The organism is Kitasatospora sp. NPDC001225 (genome assembly GCF_053597855.1).
This window is the reverse complement of the sequence record NZ_JBSFJC010000001.1, coordinates 37492-54162: the sequence shown is the minus strand read 5'-3', so window position 1 is coordinate 54162 and position 16671 is coordinate 37492. Positions and strand designations below refer to the sequence as shown.

Genomic DNA, 16671 nt, shown 5'->3' with positions numbered 1-16671 from the left:
GGCGCGCCCGGTGGGGCGCGCCTCCGGTGCACGTCACACCGCGGCTCGGGCGGCCGCTTCCTTGGCCCGGCGGGCGGCCTGCTCCAGGGCCTGGGCCTTGGACTCGACGGCCTTCGGGACGAAGTCGGCCATCGCCGGGACGGCGGCCGCCAGGGTGAACTCCGGGACGATGAAGTCGACCTCCAGCCCGAGCATGCCGGTCAGCACCTTCTCCAGGTAGGTGGTGACGAACTCGAACGGCTCGCGCGGGGCGCCGGGCGCGTACGAGCCGCCGCGGGAGGCGACCACGGTGACCGGGGTGCCCTTGGCGGAGGGCGTCTCGCCGGCGGTGCGGCCGACCAGGATCACGTGGTCCAGCCAGGTCTTGAGGGTCGACGGGATCGTGAAGTTGTACATCGGGCTGCCGATCAGCACGGCGTCGGCCTGCTCCAGCTCGGCCATCACCTGCTCGCGCAGCGCGAAGGCGGCGGCCTGCTCGGCGCTGTGGGCCTCGGCGGGGGCGAATCCGGCGCTGATGCCGTGCACGTCGAGGTGCGGGAGGGGGTCGGCGGCGAGGTCCCGGTAGATCACCGTGCCCTCGGGGTGCTCGGCCTGCCAGGCGGCGCGGAAGGCGGCGGTGACCTCGCGGGAGACGGAGCCGTCGGCGATCGCGGAGGAGTCGAGGTGCAGGAGCGTGGGCATGGCAGTGCCTCCAGATAATAAGTAGCTGCTGATTTCGCTGCGACTGCAATTACGGTAGCAGCTTACTTTTCTACAGTCACTAGTAGGGGTTCGAGTAGGCTGGACCCATGGCCGAGCACGAGGCAGTGACCGACGGAGTCCCGATCGCCACCGACGCGTGCGGCGCCGAGGGCCCCGGCCCGTGCCGCAACGTCGACCTGGCCCTCACCCGGGTGTTCACCCTGCTCGGCAAGCGCTGGACCGGCATGCTGCTGGGCGTCCTCACCAACGGCGGCCCCGCGTACTTCTCCGAGCTGCGCCGCGCCGTCCCGGGCATCAGCGAGCGGATGCTCTCCGACCGGCTGACCGAGCTGGCCGAGGCCGGGCTGGTCGTCCGCGAGGTCGACGCCGGCCCGCCGCTGCGGGTCAGCTACCGGCTCACCGAGGCCGGCTTCGCGCTCAAGCCCGCGCTCACCGAACTGGCGGTCTGGGCCGACCGCCACCTGCCGGAGGGCGTGCTCAGGAGCGGCTGCTGAGCCCCCCGGGCGCCCGGCGCACCTCCCCCGGACATGCGGAAGGGCCCGTCCACCGGTTCGGTGGACGGGCCCTTCGGCCAGGAACGGTTCGGTCGGTCAGCGCTTCGCGGTGGCCCCGCGCAGCTTGGCCAGCCGGTCGGTGACACCCCAGGTGGTCACCCGCCACAGCGCCTCGACCACGATGCCGCGGCTCATCTTGGACGCCCCCAGCTCGCGCTCGACGAAGGTGATCGGCACCTCGGCGACCTTGAACCCGGCCTTCACCGTGCGCCAGGCCAGGTCGACCTGGAAGCAGTACCCGGCCGAGGCGACCTCGTCCATGCCCAGGCCCAGCAGGGTCTCCTTGCGGAACGCCCGGTAGCCGCCGGTGACGTCCCGGATCGGCACGCCCAGCATCAGCCGCGAGTAGGTCGAGCCGCCGCGCGAGAGCAGCAGCCGGGACTTCGGCCAGTTCACCACCCGGCCGCCCGGCACCCAGCGCGAGCCCAGCACCAGGTCGGCGCCGCGCAGCGCGCCCAGCAGCCGGTCCAGCTCCTCGGGCTGGTGCGAGCCGTCCGCGTCCATCTCGACCAGGACGTCGTAGCCGTTGTCGATGCCCCAGCGGAAGCCCGCGAGGTAGGCGGCCCCGAGGCCCTCCTTGCCCTTGCGGTGCATGACGTGGACGTGCTCGTCCTCGACGGCCAGCTTGTCGGCCAGCTCGCCGGTGCCGTCGGGGCTGTTGTCGTCGGCGACCAGGACGTGCGCCTCGGGGACGGCGGCACGGACCCGGCCGACGATCCGCTCGACGTTCTCCGCCTCGTTGTAGGTCGGGATGATCACCAGGACCTTGCCGAGATCAGCAAAACTCTGCTGGTTCACGGTCACGTACAAACCTCTCGGCCGATGACGGGGGGTCTCGGAACACCGGCGCCCGCACTCTGGAACGCGGCTCCGCCGGCAGCCCGCCGGGAGGACCTCGGTGGCGAACTGCGCGCAGGGCGGAGGCTACTGCGTCCTGGCATCCTACTACCGCGCCGGGAACCGCAGGTCCGGCCGTGGCACTCCCACCCGGTGGCCACCGTTTCCCCGTGGGTGACACCGTTCGGCTAGGGTCGTTTCCCTTGCCCGTGCCCGGACCGCCCGCACCGCCGGGCCCGCCCCGGCGATCCGGACTCGGGACATCCGGGGCCGCCCAGACTGCGAAGGAGTAGGACCGCGCGCATGGACAGGCTCGTCAACACCGTCCGCCCGTACGCCTGGGGGTCGCTCACCGCCCTGCCCGAGCTGCTCGGGCAGCGGCCGACCGGTGAACCGCAGGCCGAGCTGTGGATGGGCGCCCACCCCGGCGCCCCGTCCCGAGCCGACCGCGGCGAGGGCCCGCGCCGGCTGGACGAGCTGATCGCGGCCGACCCCGAGGGCGAGCTGGGCGCCGCGAGCGTGGCCAGGTTCGGCCCGACCCTGCCGTTCCTCTTCAAGGTCCTGGCCGCGGGCATCCCGCTGTCCATCCAGGCCCACCCCACGCTCGACCAGGCCCGGGCCGGCTTCGCCGCCGAGAACGCCCTCGGGATCCCCCTGGACGCCCCCGAGCGCAACTACCGGGACGCCAACCACAAGCCCGAAATGGTCTGCGCGCTGGGCGACTTCGACGGCCTGTGCGGCTTCCGGCGGCCCACCGACGCGGCCCGGCTGCTGACCGGGCTCGGGGTCCCCGGGCTCGCCCCGGTGATCGGGCGGCTGGCCGCCGAGGACGACTCCGAGGCGCTGCGCGGCGCCCTGACCGCCGCCCTCGCGCTGGACCCGGAGACCGTCCGGCGGACCGTCGAGGTGCTGGCGGCGACCGACCCGGACGGGGAGTACGCCCCGTACGCCCGGATCGCCGAGGACTTCCCGGACGACCGCGGCGTGGTCGCCGGCATGCTGCTCAACCACGTCCGGCTGCGGGCCGGCCAGGCGCTCTACCTGGGCGCCGGGGTCCCGCACGGCTACCTGTCCGGCGTCTGCGTCGAGCTCCAGGCCAACTCCGACAACGTGCTGCGGGCCGGCCTCACCCCCAAGCACATCGACGTGCCGGAGCTGCTGAAGGTCGTGGTCTTCGAGGCCGGCGCCCCCGAGCCGCTGGAGCCGGCCCCGGTCGAGGGCACCCCGGGCGAGGAGCTCTACCCCGTCCCGATCGACGAGTTCCGGCTCTCCCGCTTCGTCCTGGACGGCACCGGGCGCGAGATCGACGGCCGCACCCCGCAGATCCTGCTCTGCACCGAGGGCGCCACCCGGCTGACCGCCGCCGACGGCACCGTCCTGGACCTGGCCCGCGGCCAGGCCGCCTTCCTCCCCGCCACCGGCACCCCGACCCGCCTCTCCGGCACCGGCGGCACGCTCTTCCGCGCCACCGTCACCGTCTGACCGCTCCGGTCGGGGCCCGGGCTCAGTCCCGGGTCATGTCGACGAAGCGCGAGTAGTGGCCCTGGAAGGCCACCGTGATCGTCGCGGTCGGACCGTTACGGTGCTTGGCGACGATCAGGTCGGCCTCGCCCGCGCGCGGGGACTCCTTCTCGTAGGCGTCCTCGCGGTGCAGCAGGATGACCATGTCGGCGTCCTGCTCGATCGAGCCGGACTCGCGGAGGTCCGAGACCATCGGCCGCTTGTCGGTGCGCTGCTCGGGACCACGGTTCAGCTGGGACAGCGCGATGACCGGGACTTCCAGCTCCTTGGCCAGCAGCTTGAGGTTACGGGACATGTCCGAGACCTCCTGCTGGCGGTTCTCGGCCCGCCGGGAGCCGCCGGACTGCATCAGCTGGAGGTAGTCGATGACGACCAGCTTGATGTCGTTGCGCTGCTTCAGCCGGCGGCACTTGGCGCGGATCTCCATCATCGACAGGTTCGGCGAGTCGTCGATGAACAGCGGCGCCTCGCTGACGTCGGGCATCCGGCGGGCCACCCGCGTCCAGTCGTCGTCCGTCATGTTCCCGGAGCGCATGTGGTGCAGCGCCACCCGGGCCTCGGCGGAGAGCAGGCGCATGGCGATCTCGTTGCGGCCCATTTCGAGCGAGAAGATCACGCTCGGCAGCTTGTGGTGGATCGAGCAGGCCCGGGCGAAGTCCAGCGCCAGGGTGGACTTGCCCATCGCGGGACGGGCCGCGATGACGATCATCTGGCCGGGGTGGAGGCCGTTGGTGAGCTGGTCGAAGTCGGCGAAGCCGGTGGGGACGCCGGACATCTCGCCGTTGCGGGAGCCGATCGCCTCGATCTCGTCGAGGGCGCCCTCCATGATGTCGGAGAGCGGGGCGTAGTCCTCGTTGGTGCGCTGCTCGGTGACGGCGTAGATCTCCGCCTGGGCGGCGTTGACGATCTCGTCCACGTCGCCCTCGGCCGCGTAGCCCATGCCGGCGATCCGGGTGCCCGCCTCGACCAGCCGGCGCAGCACCGCGCGCTCGTGCACGATCTGGGCGTAGTACTCGGCGTTGGCCGCGGTCGGGACGGAGTTGACCAGGGTGTGCAGGTAGGAGGCGCCGCCGACGCGCTGGAGCTCGCCGCGCTTGGTCAGCTCGCCGGCCACGGTGATCGGGTCGGCCGGCTCGCCGCGGGCGTAGAGGTCGAGGATCGCGCCGTGGACCATCTCGTGCGCGGGCCGGTAGTAGTCGACCGGCTTGAGCACCTCGACCACGTCGGCGATGGCGTCCTTGGAGAGCAGCATGCCGCCGAGGACGGACTTCTCGGCGTCCAGGTCCTGCGGCGGGACGCGCTCGAAGCCGTCCACGCCCCCGCCCCCGTCGCCACCGCCCTCGTCCCGGCGCTGCCAGCCGCCGTCCTTCCGGTCGCCCTTGCCGCCCTTCTGGAAGCCGCCCTTCTGGCCGTCACGGCCACCGCCCTGACCGCCCTGGCCACGGCCGCGCGAGACCGGCAGCCGGTCCCCCGGGCCGTCCGGGAAGGGGGCGTCGTCGAAGGCGCCGGCCGGGAAGGGGTCCTCGGCGGGCTGCCAGTCCTCCTCCGGCGGCGGGGCGTCGTGGTCGTCGTACTGGGGGCCGGTCACGCGTGTTCCCCGATCAGCGAGTGGTGCGAAGGTGGAGCGGGCTTGCCGGTGGCTGGGTGGAGCGGAGCCGCTCCTCTTTGTACGCCACGGTCCCGACAAAACGGACGCCGGGGCGGCGGGAGTGTCGGGCGGAGGGCCCACGCTAAGGCGCCGGACGCCGTTGCGCCAAGGCGGTTATCCACAGGGGGTGTGGATGACCGGCCCCGTCCTGTGGAGAACTGCCGCAAAGCTGTGGACACCCCTGTGGACGTCCCTGTGGATAACCGAACAATCGATCCACCGTCAACCTGTTGACCTGGGATTACCTCTTCCCGGTCCTGTGCATGAGAAATTCTTCACACACCTCCGAACGGCTGTGGGCGCAGAGCGGACGAACCGCGCCGCTCAAGATTTCGAGTAATAGTCACTAGGCCCTTACATCCATTACCTGTGGATGAGTAGCCTGGAGCCCATGACCGCCTCGCCCCCGACCCCGGCCCCGAAGCCCTCGCGACGCCGGCACGACCGGGAGATCCTCGCCCTGGCCGTCCCGGCCTTCGGCGCGCTCGTCGCCGAACCGCTCTTCCTGATGGCCGACTCGGCGATCGTCGGCCACCTCGGCACCCCCCAGCTGGCCGGGGTGGGCGTCGCCTCCGCCGCGCTCTCCACCGCGACCGGCGTGTTCGTCTTCCTCGCCTACGCCACCACCGCGGCGGTCGCCCGCCGGATCGGCGCCGGGGACCGCCGGGGCGCCGTGCAGCAGGGCATCGACGGCATCTGGCTCGCCCTGGGCCTGGCCGTCCCGGTGGTCCTCCTCACCCTGGTGCTGGCGCCCTGGGCGGCCGACGCGCTGGGCGCCTCGGCGACCGCCGCGCCGCACGCGGTGACGTACCTGCGGATCAGCTCGCTGGGCATCCCGGCGATGCTCATGGTGCTGGCCGCCACCGGGGTGCTGCGCGGCCTCCAGGACACCCGCACGCCGCTGGTGGTGGCCGTCGCGGGCTTCGCCGCCAACATCGGCCTGAACGCCGGCCTGGTGTACGGCGCCGGGCTCGGGGTGGCCGGCTCGGCCTGGGGCACCGTGCTCGCCCAGACCGGGATGGCCGCCGCCTACCTGGTCGTGGTGGTCCGCGGCGCCCGCCGGGAAGGGGCCTCGCTGCGGCCGGACACCGCGGGCATCCGGGCCAGTGCCAGGGCCGGCGGCCCGCTGCTGGTCCGGACGATCAGCCTGCGCGCGGTGCTGATGACCGCCACCGCGGTCGCCGCCCGGCTCGGCGACGACCAGGTCGCCGCCCACCAGATCACCATGGCGCTGTTCAACTTCCTGGCCTTCGCGCTGGACGCGATCGCGATCGCCGGCCAGGCCATCATCGGCCGCTACCTGGGCGCCTCGGACGTCCCCGGCGCCAGGGCCGCCACCCGGCGGATGGTCGAGTGGGGCGTCGTTTCCGGGCTGGTGCTCGGCCTGCTGGTGGTGGTCGCCCGCCCGCTGTACGTCCCGCTCTTCACACCCGATCCGGCCGTCCGGGCCCAGCTGGACACCGCCCTGCTGCTGCTCGCGCTCACCCAGCCGGTGGCCGGCCCGGTCTTCGTGCTGGACGGCGTGCTGATGGGCGCCGGGGACGGCCGCTACCTGGCCTGGGCCGGGCTCGCCACCCTGGCGGTGTTCGTCCCCGTGGCCCTGGCGGTGCCGGCCACCGGCACCGGACTGGCCGGGCTCTGGTGGGCGATGAACCTGTTCATGCTGCTGCGGGCCGGCTTCCTGGTCTGGCGCGCCCGCGGCGGCAAGTGGCTGGTCACCGGAGCGGTGCGCGGCTGAGACCCGAAGAGAACCGGGCCGGAAAAGACCGAGGGCCGGACTCCCGGAGGAGTCCGGCCCTCAGGCCTTGTGCTCTACGGAGCTCAGGCAGCCACGACGGCGACGTCGAGGTTGGCCACGACGTCCGAGTGCAGCTTGACCGAGACCTTGTGGGAGCCCACGGTCTTGATCGGCGAGGCGATCGCGACGGCGCGCTTGTCCACGGCCGGGCCGCCGGCGGCCTTGATGGCCTCGACGACGTCGGCCTGGGTCACCGAGCCGAACAGACGGCCGGCGTCGCCCGAGCGGACGGCCAGCTTGACCTGGACGCCCTCGAGCTGACCCTTGACCGCGGTGGCGGCCTCGAGGGTCTGGATCTCGTGGATCTTCCGGGCGCGACGGATGGCGTCGACGTCCTTCTGACCACCCTTGGTCCAGCGGATGGCGAAGCCACGCGGGACCAGGTAGTTGCGGGCGTAGCCGTCCTTGACCTCGACGACCTCGCCGGCGGAGCCGAGACCCGGCACCTCGTGAGTGAGGATGATCTTCATTACTTGGTCACCCTCTCTTAGCGCGCGGTGCTGGTGTAGGGCAGCAGCGCCATCTCACGGCTGTTCTTCACGGCCGTGGCGACGTCACGCTGGTGCTGGGTGCAGTTGCCGGTCACCCGACGGGCACGGATCTTGCCGCGGTCGGAGATGTACTTCCGCAGCAGGTTCGTGTCCTTGTAGTCAACGTAGTTGACCTTGTCCTTGCAGAAGACGCAAACCTTCTTCTTCGGCTTGCGAGCAGGCGGCTTCGCCATTGTGTGCTCCATTTGGGGTTCACGGCCCGGCGGGCGTCCGGGGACGCCGACGGCCGGGCCGCACGAAATCTGTCAGCTCTTAGAACGGGGGCTCTTCCGAGTAGCCGCCACCGCCGCCGGCCGGGGCACCCCAGCCGCCGCCCTGGTTTCCACCGGACGGGGCGCTGGAGGCCCAGGGGTCGTCGGAGGGGCCGGACTGGCCGCCGCCGGAGTTTCCACCCCAGCTGCCGCCGCCCTGCTGGCCGCCGCCGCCGGAGTTTCCACCCCAGCTGCCGCCGCCGCCCTGGCCGCCACCCTGCTGGCCGCCGAAGCCGCCACCGGGGGCGCCGGACCGGTTGGCCCGGGTGACCTTGGCGGTCGCCGAGCGCAGGCTCGGACCGACCTCGTCGACCTCGACCTCGAAGACCGTCCGCTTCTCGCCTTCCTTGGTCTCGTAAGACCGCTGGCGCAGTCGGCCCTGCACGATGACGCGCATGCCGCGCTGCAGCGACTCGGCCACGTTCTCCGCCGGCTGCCGCCAGACGTTGCACGTGAGGAAGAGGCTCTCGCCGTCCTTCCACTCGTTCGTCTGACGGTCGAAGGTGCGGGGGGTGGACGCGATGCGGAACTTCGCGACCGCCGCACCCGACGGGGTGAAGCGCAGCTCGGGGTCGTCGACGAGATTGCCGACGAGGGTGATGACGGTCTCGCCTGCCATGGTGGTGATGACCTCTCGGGAAGATGTCCGTTCACCGCTGTTTCACGTGAAACAGCGGACGCGAGCTACCCGAGACCCGAAGGCCTCAGAGGTGGCTCAGTGGGTGTCCGGGCGCAGGACCTTGGTCCGCAGAACCGACTCGCTCAGGCCCAGCTGGCGGTCGAGCTCCTTGACGACCTCAGGCGTGGCCTTGAGGTCGATGACCGAGTAGATGCCCTCGGACTGCTTGTTGATCTCGTAAGCCAGACGGCGGCGACCCCAGGTGTCGACCTTCTCCACCTTGCCACCCGCGTTGCGGACGACGGTGAGGAAGTTCTCGATCAGGGGGGAGACAGCGCGCTCCTCGACCGAGGGGTCGAGGATGACCATCAGCTCGTAGTGACGCATGAGTAACCCACCTCCTTTGGACTCAGCGGCCACGGTCTCTCCGTGGCAGGAGGGTTGTGCGTAGCGTCGGCACCGGAGCAGTGACGACTCCGGCCCACCGTAGCGGCCGGGTCGGACAATCGGCCCCCGCTCCGCCCGGAGGCGGATCCCACCCGGTAGAGGGTGCAGAGGGGGCACAACTACACCAGTGCAGACGGCACAGCCTACCTGCACCCGGACGGCCGAACAAAACGCATAGGGGTTGTGAGAGCGGCCCAAGCGCCGCAATCTGGACGGAACGGGATTCCTGCCCGTTCGTCTCCACGCCAGGAGGTGGGACCCATGGCACAGTCCGTCCACCGCATGCCCGCCCTCACCCTGAACACCGACGGCCACCCGCACCCCCGCGAGAACGCCCTGGTGGGCGTCACCGCCGTGCTGGGCGTGATCGCCTTCACCACCTCGTTCTTCCACAACCTGCACCTGCTGACCTCGTGGACCGGCCTGTTCGGCATCGTCACGGGCCTGTGGGGCATGTTCGTCTCGGTCACCACCGCCGAGCGCTTCGTCCTGATGATCACACTCGGCGCCGCCGCGATCGGCTTCTACCTCGGCATCGCCCGCGGCGGTCTCTGGGGCTGAACCGGGCCCCCGCGCCCCCTCGCACGCCCCCGGACCGCACCGCTGGGACCGAGCCCACAGGCCCCGCCCGGAACCCTCGCCGCCCCCGTCGCGTATCTGCAGAGGAGACAGGTACCCGACGGGGGCGCCGCCGTGCCCGCAGCGACGGGCGCCCGGACCCCGGACGATAAGGTCAGCCCGAGAACCTGGGCCACCGCAGCCCGACGACGAGGAGCACCGAGCACATGAGCCTGCGCCTGAGGACGATCACCCGCGAGGAGCACCTCGCCTTCATCAGGAGCCGCGCCTCGGCCAGCCACATGCAGGTGCCGTCGTGGGGCGACGTGAAGGCCGAGTGGCGCTCCGAGTCGATCGGCTGGTTCGACGAGACCGACCAGCTCGTCGGCGCCGGCCTGGTCCTCTACCGCCAGCTGCCCAAGCTCAAGCGCTACCTCGCCTACCTGCCCGAGGGACCGGTCATCGACTGGTTCGACCGCGACCTCGACCGCTGGCTCTCCCCGATGCTGGCGCACCTCAAGTCGCAGGGCGCGTTCTCGGTGAAGATGGGCCCGCCGATCGTCATCCGCCGCTGGAACGCCCCCACCATCAAGGAGGCCATCGCCGGCAAGCAGGCCAAGCGCCTGCGCGACGTCGAGGCCGACTGGTACGAGGCCCGCGCCTTCGAGGTGGCCGACCGGCTGCGCAAGGCCGGCTGGCTGCAGGGCGAGGACGGCGGCGCCGGCTTCGGCGACGTCCAGCCCCGCTACGTCTTCCAGGTGCCGCTGGCCAACCGCTCGCTGGACGACATCCACAAGAACTTCAACCAGCTCTGGCGCCGCAACATCAAGAAGGCCGAGAAGAGCGGCGTCGAGGTCTACCAGGGCGGCTACGACGACCTGCCGATCTTCCACCAGCTCTACCTGGTCACCGCCGAGCGCGACAAGTTCACCCCGCGCCCGCTGGCCTACTTCCAGCGGATGTGGAAGGCCCTGGTGGCCGAGGACCCGAACCGCATGCGGCTCTACATCGCCTACCACGAGGGCGAGCCGCTGGCCGCCACCACGATGCTGGTGGTCGGCGAGCACGTCTGGTACTCCTACGGCGCCTCGGCCAACCACAAGCGCGAGGTCAAGCCGTCCAACGCCATCCAGTGGCGGATGATGCGCGACTCCTACGCCCTCGGCGGCGGGGTGTACGACCTGCGCGGCATCAGTGACACCCTGGACGAGAACGACCACCTGTTCGGCCTGATCCAGTTCAAGGTCGGCACCGGCGGCCAGGCGGCCGAGTACCTCGGCGAGTGGGACTTCCCGCTCAACAAGCTGCTGCACAAGGCCCTCGACCTCTACATGTCCCGCCGCTGAGGAGGCTGACCCGATGACGCTGTCGCTCTACCTCGAGACCGAACGCTGGCGCACCCACCAGCGCTCCGTCCTCGCCGAGTTCCCCGGCCTGGTGCCCGTCGCCAAGGGGAACGGCTACGGCCTGGGCAACCACCGGCTGGCCGAGGAGGCGACGCTGCTGGGCACCGGGGTGCTCGCCGTCGGTACCGCGTACGAGGCGGCCGACGCCGCCGAGTGGTACGGCGGCGAGCTGCTGGTGCTCACCCCGTACCGGGTCGGCGAGGAGGTGCTCCCACTGCCGCACGCCCGGGTGATCCGGACGGTGGCCAGCGTGGAGGCGCTGCGCTCGCTGCACGGTGCCCGGGTGGTGCTGGAATGCATGACCACCATGCGCCGGCACGGCGTGAGCGCGGCCGACCTGCGCACCGTCGCCAACGAGCTGGAGGGCGTCGCCTTCGAGGGCCTGGCGCTGCACCTGCCGATGGACCGGCCGGACGGCTCCAGCCCGATCGAGGAGGTCGCGTACTGGGTGGACACCGCCCGGGCGGCCGGCATCCCGGTGCACACCGTGTTCGTCAGCCACCTCGGCGCGGCCGGCATGGACCAGCTGGCCCAGCGCTACCCGGAGACGGTCTTCCGCGCCCGGATCGGCACCCGGCTCTGGCTCGGCGACCACGCCGCACTGGAGGTCCGGGCCACCGTCCTGGACGTCACCCCGCTGCAGAAGGGCGACCGCTACGGCTACCGCCAGCACCCGGCGCCCTCCGACGGCCACATCCTGGTGGTCGCCGGCGGCACCGCGCACGGCATCGGCCTGGAGGCGCCCAAGTACCTCCAGAGCATGGGGGCGCGGGCCAAGGGCATCGCCCGGGCCGGCCTGGCGACCGTCAACAAGACCAAGTCGCCGTTCCACTGGGCCGGCAAGCAGCTGTGGTTCGCCGAGCCGCCGCACATGCAGGTCTCGCTGCTCTTCCTGGACGGGGAGACCAAGCCCCCGGCGATCGGCGAGGAGCTCGGTCTCCAGGTCCGGCACACCACCACGCACTTCGACCGCGTGGTGGACCGCTGACCCGCCAGGCCTTTCCGACCCGCCAGGCCTTTCCGACCGGCTAGGCCTTTTCGGCCGGCTCCGGCAGCTCGGGCTCGTTGAGCCACTGCTCGGGGCCGGCCGGCGCGTACCCGGCGTAGCTCTCCTCCTCGCGCAGCCGGCGGGCGGTGCCCAGCACGGACACGTCCGGGGCGTGGTCCAGCACCCCGCCGGAGGGGTCGTCGCTGCCGTCCCAGCGGACCGGGTCGCGGTCCGGGTGGAGGACGTCGCGGACCACCAGGGCGACCAGGTACAGCGTGCCCAGCAGGTGCAGCCCGATCGCGAAGTGGTACCAGCCCTCGCCGATCCCGTGCTGCTTGGAGCCGGTGACCAGGCCCAGGTGGGACCAGATGCCCAGGGTGTAGAGCACCTCGCAGGCCTGCCAGACCAGGAAGTCCCGCCAGCGCGGCCGGGCCAGCACCGCGAGCGGCAGCAGCCAGAGCGCGTACTGCGGCGAGTACACCTTGTTGACCAGCACGAACAGCGCGACCACCAGGAAGGCCAGCTGGGCGAAGCGCGGCCGGCGCGGGGCCGAGAAGCCGAGCCACGCTATGGCCAGGCAGCCCAGCACCATCAGCACGCCGATGTAGACGTCGAGGTCGGCCAGCCCGGCGCCCCGGCGCTGCATCAGGATCAGCCAGAACGAGCCGTAGTCCTCGCCGCGGTGCTTGCTGAACACGTAGAAGGTCGACCAGCCCCGCCAGTTGGCCAGCATGATCGGCAGGTTGACCACCAGCCAGGAGCCGACCGCGCCGCCCAGCATCACCCGGAACTCGCGCCACCGGCCGGCCCGCCAGCAGAGCACCAGCAGCGGGCCGATCAGCAGCAGCGGGTAGAGCTTGGCCGCGGTGGCCAGGCCGATGAAGACACCGGCCCAGCCCGGTCGGGCACCGCTCCACCAGGCCATCGCCACGGCGGCCAGGGCGACCGCGAGCAGGTCCCAGTTGACGGTGCCGTTGAGCAGCAGGACGGGGGCGAGCGCGAACAGCAGCGCGTCCCACGGACGGCGCCGGTGGGTGCGGGAGAGCGCCACCGCGGCGACCACCGCGCAGGCCATCAGCATCCCGGCGTTGATCGCCCAGAACCACTGCTCCTGGCTCTGCTGGTCCCCGCCGCCGGGCGTCAGCCAGGCCGCGACCTGCATGAACAGGCCGGTCAGCACCGGGTACTCCAGGTACTGGAGGTCCCCCGAGGAGCCCGGGACGCGGTCCACGTACGGGTGCAGCCCGGCCGCGAAGCCGCGTCCGGAGAACAGGTGCGGGATGTCGCTGTAGCAGGCGTGGATGTACTGCGGCGAGCCCGGCTGGAACCAGGCCTGCTCGTAGCAGGGCAGTTTCTGCACCATCCCGAGCACCGACACCACGATCACCGCGAGCGCCAGGAAGCGCGCCGGGACCCACCAGGAGACGCCGAGCAGCGCCCGGCGGCCCGGGGGCCCGCCGAACACCTCGCTGCCGGCCGCCGCCACCGGGTCCTCGTCGGCCGGCACGACCACGGTGTTGGCCGGCGGCGCGGCCGTGGCGACGGCTGCCGGGAGGGGCCCTGCGGCGGCGCCGGACCCGTCCGGCCCGGCGGTTTCGTCACGATCGCTCGACGTCATGCCGGACATCCTGCCGCACCCGTCCCGCCGGGACGAGGAGGACCCCGCAACGGTCTGTACCTCTGCGCCGCCGGCGGGCGCGGCGGCCGCGACGGAAACGGCGGTGGCGGCCCTCCGAGGAGGACCGCCACCGCCGTGGTTCCGGGTTCCGGGTTCCGCCCGGCCGGGGCTACTGCCCGGCCGCCCCGCCGCCCTGGAGACCGCCCGTGCTGCTCGGCGTCGGCTTGCCGCCGCCGGTCGGGCGTCCGCCACCGCCACCGTTGCCGCCGCCCGGCGGCGTGGTGTCCGTCGGTCCCGGCGGCTGCGTCGGGCAGCCGATCACCGGCAGACAGCTGTTGCCCGGGTTCGGCCTGGTGTGCGAGGGGGTCGGCTGGTCGCCGGGGCAGTCCACACCGGGCACGCAGGTCTGGGTGGGCTGCGGCTGCACGGGCGGCTGCGGCGCCTGCGTCTGGGCGGCCGGCGGGGCCGTCGGGCTGTCGGTCGTGGTCGGGGTCGTCGTCGCGCTGGCCGTGGACGGCGCGCCGGAGGAGTCGACCTCGGTGCCGACCGGCTGCGGGGTCGGGAAGTCCATCTTCTTCTCGTTGGCCAGTGCGGCCTTCATGTACCGGGTGAAGACATCGGTCGGGATGTCACCACCGTGGATGGACTCCTTGCCGCCGGTGCCGTTGAGCGACTGCCGCTCGTGCTTGGTCGGGTCCTCGCGCCACATCGCGACGCTGGTCGCCAGCTGCGGGGTGTAACCGACCCACCAGGCCGACTTGTTCTGGTCGGTGGTACCGGTCTTGCCGGCCACCGGGCGGCCCAGGTCCTTCGTCTTCTTACCGGTACCGTTCACCGCCACGTTCACCAGCGTGTCGGTGACGTTGTCGGCGACGGCCGGCTCCAGCGCGACCTTGGGCTCCTTCTTGCCGAAGCCCGGCCGCTCCACGCCGCTCACCTCGACCTTGGTGACCGAGTACGGCTCGGCCTCCTTGCCGCTGGCCGCCAGGGTGCCGTAGGCGGTGGCCATCCGGATCGGGCTGATGGTGGAGGTGCCGAGCGGGAAGGTCGCCGTCTTCGGGTCGGCGAGGCTCTCCTTCTTGATGCCCATCTGCACCGCGATGTCGGCCACGTTCTGGCCGCCGACGTCCTGGTTCAGCTGGACGAAGGGCACGTTGTACGAGTACTGCATGGCCATCCGCAGCGAGACGTAGCCGCGCTTGCCGGCGTCCTCGTTCTTCTGCCGGTAGGGCTTGCCGTCGTCGCCGATCACCAGCGAGCCGTCCGCCTTGCGGATCTCGGACATGTCGTCGGCCAGGTAGCGGCTGTCGGCGTTGATCCGCTTCGGCTTGCCCTTGTCGTCCTTCGCGGTCTGCACGCCGGTCTGCATCGCGGTGGCCAGCACGAAGGGCTTGAAGGTCGAGCCGACCTGGACGCCGGTGGCGTCGGCGTTGTTGTCGAAGTGGCCGTTCTCCACGCCGTCGCCGCCGTAGAGGGCGACGATCGCGCCGTCGCCGGGGCGGATGCTGGCGGAGCCGAACTGGATGTTGGTGTCGTTGTCCGGCCGCTTCTGCGGGTTGAGGTTCTCCGCCTTGACGGCGTCGACGGCGCTCTTCAGCGCGTCGACCTTGTCCTTCTCGAAGGTGGTGTAGATCTTCAGGCCGCCCCGGTCGATCATCTGCTGGGTGATCGTCTTGTCGGTGGCCATCACGTACTTGTTGGCGGTGTCGACCAGGTAGCTGATCTCACCGTTCATGTTGGAGTTGGGCTTCTGCGTGATCGGGTCCGGGAACGCGGTGCACTTGGCGCGCTCCTCCGGGGTGATGGCCTTGGTGTCCACCATCTGGTCCAGGATCCAGTTCCACCGGCCCTGGGCCCGGTCCTTGTTGGCCGGGTTGGTGGGGTCGTAGTACGCCGCACCCTTGAGCAGACCGGCCAGCATGGCGCTCTGACAGACGTTGAGGTCCTTGGCGTCCACCCCGTAGTACGCCTGGGCGGCCGCCTGGGCACCGTTCGCACCGCGGCCGAACCAGCTGGTGTTCAGGTAGCCGGTGAGGATCTCCGGCTTCTCCTTCTCCTGGTTGATCTTCAGCGTGATGAAGAACTCCCTCACCTTGCGGCTGAGGGTCTGCTCCTGGCTCAGGTAGGCGTTCTTCACGTACTGCTGGGTGATCGTCGAGGCGCCCTGGGTCTCACCGCCCTTCGCCATGTTCCAGACCGCGCGGAGCATGCCCTTGGGGTCGATGCCGCTGTCGGTCTTGAAGCTCTTGTTCTCCGCGGCGATGACGGCGTCCTGGAGGTGCGGACTGATGTCCTTGAGCTCGACGATCTGACGGTTGGTCTGGCCCTTGCGGGTCATCTCCGTGTTGTCGGCCCAGTAGTAGATCGTGTTCTGGTCCTTCACCAGATCGTTCAGCTTGGGGACCTCGGTGGTCTGGTACAGGTAGAACACCAGGCCCACGAAGCAGCCGAAGACCAGTACGAAGGCGCTCAGCCACTGCTTCCAGGACGGCAGCCAGCGCCGGACGCCGGTCTTGCCGAACCGCGGGTAGTCGATGAAGCGCTTCTTGCCGGGGCCGGCGGCCGCGGCGGCGGAGGCGGCCGCGGCGTCACCGCGCCGGCCACCCCCCTTGGCGCCCTTCTTCTGGGCGGCCTTGCGCATCTCCGCACGGGTCATCCGGGGCTGCTGTGCGGTCTCCCTGACCCCCGAGGGGCGTCGCCGACCGGCGCCGTCCGAGCGCAGCTCGTCGGGTCCCGGCCCCTCGCCCTGACGGCCACCGCCTCCCGGGGGCTGCTGCCCCTCACCGCCCGGGTTGGGCGTCCTTCGCCGTCGCTCGCTCATCTTCCAGCCACTCCTCGCCAGGCGTTTCCAGCCTGAAGGCAGGGTTCACGTCCGATGCCCGCCAACCGCCCTGATCCCGGAGGTGGTCCTCGTGCACACGCGACAGCGTACGCAGCACGGATATACAACTAATCGGACATCAGTTGCCAATGCCCGCAAAACGGCAACAGATCATTACAAGCCCGTTGCCAACACCAGCCGCGCGTCGGCTTGTGATCACATTCACGCGCGCCCCTCTTGCCCGTTCCGGGGGTCGGGTTTACTGTTCTCGATATATCGAGCCGATACATCGAAGCGGTATACCGCCGGATGCAGCGGCCGATCGGACACCGAGCGGGAGGAGGGCGGCGAC

The 16671-nt window shown here is 71.3% G+C and carries 15 protein-coding genes; 6 read left to right on the top strand and 9 right to left on the bottom strand.

Annotated features, from left to right (window positions below; all coding sequences use genetic code 11):
• Window positions 1-33: 33 nt before the first annotated feature.
• Window positions 34-681 (bottom strand): FMN-dependent NADH-azoreductase, encoded by a 648-nt coding sequence (locus ACWDCZ_RS00225; protein WP_049651105.1) that lies wholly within the window; start codon window positions 679-681, stop codon window positions 34-36.
• Window positions 682-788: 107 nt separating this feature from the next.
• Here ACWDCZ_RS00225 and ACWDCZ_RS00220 point away from each other — a divergent pair, with 107 nt between their 5' ends.
• Window positions 789-1196, top strand: a complete 408-nt coding sequence (locus tag ACWDCZ_RS00220; protein ID WP_449814808.1) for a winged helix-turn-helix transcriptional regulator — start codon at window positions 789-791, stop codon at window positions 1194-1196.
• 96 nt (window positions 1197-1292) lie between these two features.
• Here ACWDCZ_RS00220 and ACWDCZ_RS00215 read toward each other — a convergent pair whose 3' ends face one another.
• On the bottom strand, window positions 1293-2060 hold the full coding sequence (locus ACWDCZ_RS00215; RefSeq protein WP_074001887.1) for a polyprenol monophosphomannose synthase: 768 nt from the start codon (window positions 2058-2060) through the stop codon (window positions 1293-1295).
• 336 nt (window positions 2061-2396) lie between these two features.
• Here ACWDCZ_RS00215 and manA point away from each other — a divergent pair, with 336 nt between their 5' ends.
• Window positions 2397-3575 (top strand): mannose-6-phosphate isomerase, class I, encoded by a 1179-nt coding sequence (gene manA, locus ACWDCZ_RS00210; RefSeq protein WP_449814807.1) that lies wholly within the window; start codon window positions 2397-2399, stop codon window positions 3573-3575.
• Window positions 3576-3597: 22 nt separating this feature from the next.
• Here manA and dnaB read toward each other — a convergent pair whose 3' ends face one another.
• Window positions 3598-5202: a replicative DNA helicase gene (dnaB, locus tag ACWDCZ_RS00205; protein WP_079271991.1), complete on the bottom strand. Its 1605-nt coding sequence runs from the start codon at window positions 5200-5202 to the stop codon at window positions 3598-3600.
• A 451-nt stretch (window positions 5203-5653) separates the two neighbouring features.
• Between dnaB and ACWDCZ_RS00200 the strand changes: the two genes are divergently transcribed.
• On the top strand, window positions 5654-7000 hold the full coding sequence (locus ACWDCZ_RS00200; protein ID WP_449814806.1) for an MATE family efflux transporter: 1347 nt from the start codon (window positions 5654-5656) through the stop codon (window positions 6998-7000).
• A gap of 83 nt (window positions 7001-7083) precedes the next feature.
• Here ACWDCZ_RS00200 and rplI read toward each other — a convergent pair whose 3' ends face one another.
• The 4 genes from rplI to rpsF form a co-directional block, all read right to left on the bottom strand.
• Entirely contained in the window at window positions 7084-7530 is a 447-nt protein-coding gene (gene rplI, locus ACWDCZ_RS00195; RefSeq protein ID WP_049651109.1) for a 50S ribosomal protein L9, read from the bottom strand.
• Window positions 7531-7547: 17 nt separating this feature from the next.
• On the bottom strand, window positions 7548-7784 hold the full coding sequence (gene rpsR, locus ACWDCZ_RS00190; RefSeq protein WP_030059640.1) for a 30S ribosomal protein S18: 237 nt from the start codon (window positions 7782-7784) through the stop codon (window positions 7548-7550).
• A gap of 79 nt (window positions 7785-7863) precedes the next feature.
• The gene (locus ACWDCZ_RS00185) at window positions 7864-8481 is read right to left on the bottom strand and encodes a single-stranded DNA-binding protein (protein WP_049651110.1); all 618 of its coding nucleotides are present in this window, start codon (window positions 8479-8481) and stop codon (window positions 7864-7866) included.
• A 96-nt stretch (window positions 8482-8577) separates the two neighbouring features.
• Complete coding sequence (gene rpsF / locus ACWDCZ_RS00180; protein WP_049651111.1) at window positions 8578-8868, bottom strand: 30S ribosomal protein S6; 291 nt, start codon at window positions 8866-8868, stop codon at window positions 8578-8580.
• Window positions 8869-9189: 321 nt separating this feature from the next.
• Here rpsF and ACWDCZ_RS00175 point away from each other — a divergent pair, with 321 nt between their 5' ends.
• From ACWDCZ_RS00175 to ACWDCZ_RS00165, 3 genes are all read left to right on the top strand, one after another.
• A complete protein-coding gene (locus ACWDCZ_RS00175) occupies window positions 9190-9489 on the top strand; it encodes a hypothetical protein (protein ID WP_074001889.1) in 300 nt (99 codons plus the stop codon).
• Window positions 9490-9713: 224 nt separating this feature from the next.
• The gene (locus ACWDCZ_RS00170; RefSeq protein ID WP_074001890.1) at window positions 9714-10832 is read left to right on the top strand and encodes a lipid II:glycine glycyltransferase FemX; all 1119 of its coding nucleotides are present in this window, start codon (window positions 9714-9716) and stop codon (window positions 10830-10832) included.
• A gap of 13 nt (window positions 10833-10845) precedes the next feature.
• Complete coding sequence (locus tag ACWDCZ_RS00165) at window positions 10846-11880, top strand: alanine racemase (RefSeq protein WP_049651114.1); 1035 nt, start codon at window positions 10846-10848, stop codon at window positions 11878-11880.
• A 40-nt stretch (window positions 11881-11920) separates the two neighbouring features.
• On the opposite strand, the gene ACWDCZ_RS00160 is transcribed toward ACWDCZ_RS00165, so the two are convergent.
• The gene (locus ACWDCZ_RS00160) at window positions 11921-13498 is read right to left on the bottom strand and encodes a glycosyltransferase family 87 protein (protein WP_049651115.1); all 1578 of its coding nucleotides are present in this window, start codon (window positions 13496-13498) and stop codon (window positions 11921-11923) included.
• Window positions 13499-13667: 169 nt separating this feature from the next.
• Window positions 13668-16154 (bottom strand): transglycosylase domain-containing protein, encoded by a 2487-nt coding sequence (locus ACWDCZ_RS00155; protein WP_449814805.1) that lies wholly within the window; start codon window positions 16152-16154, stop codon window positions 13668-13670.
• Window positions 16155-16671 lie beyond the last annotated feature (517 nt).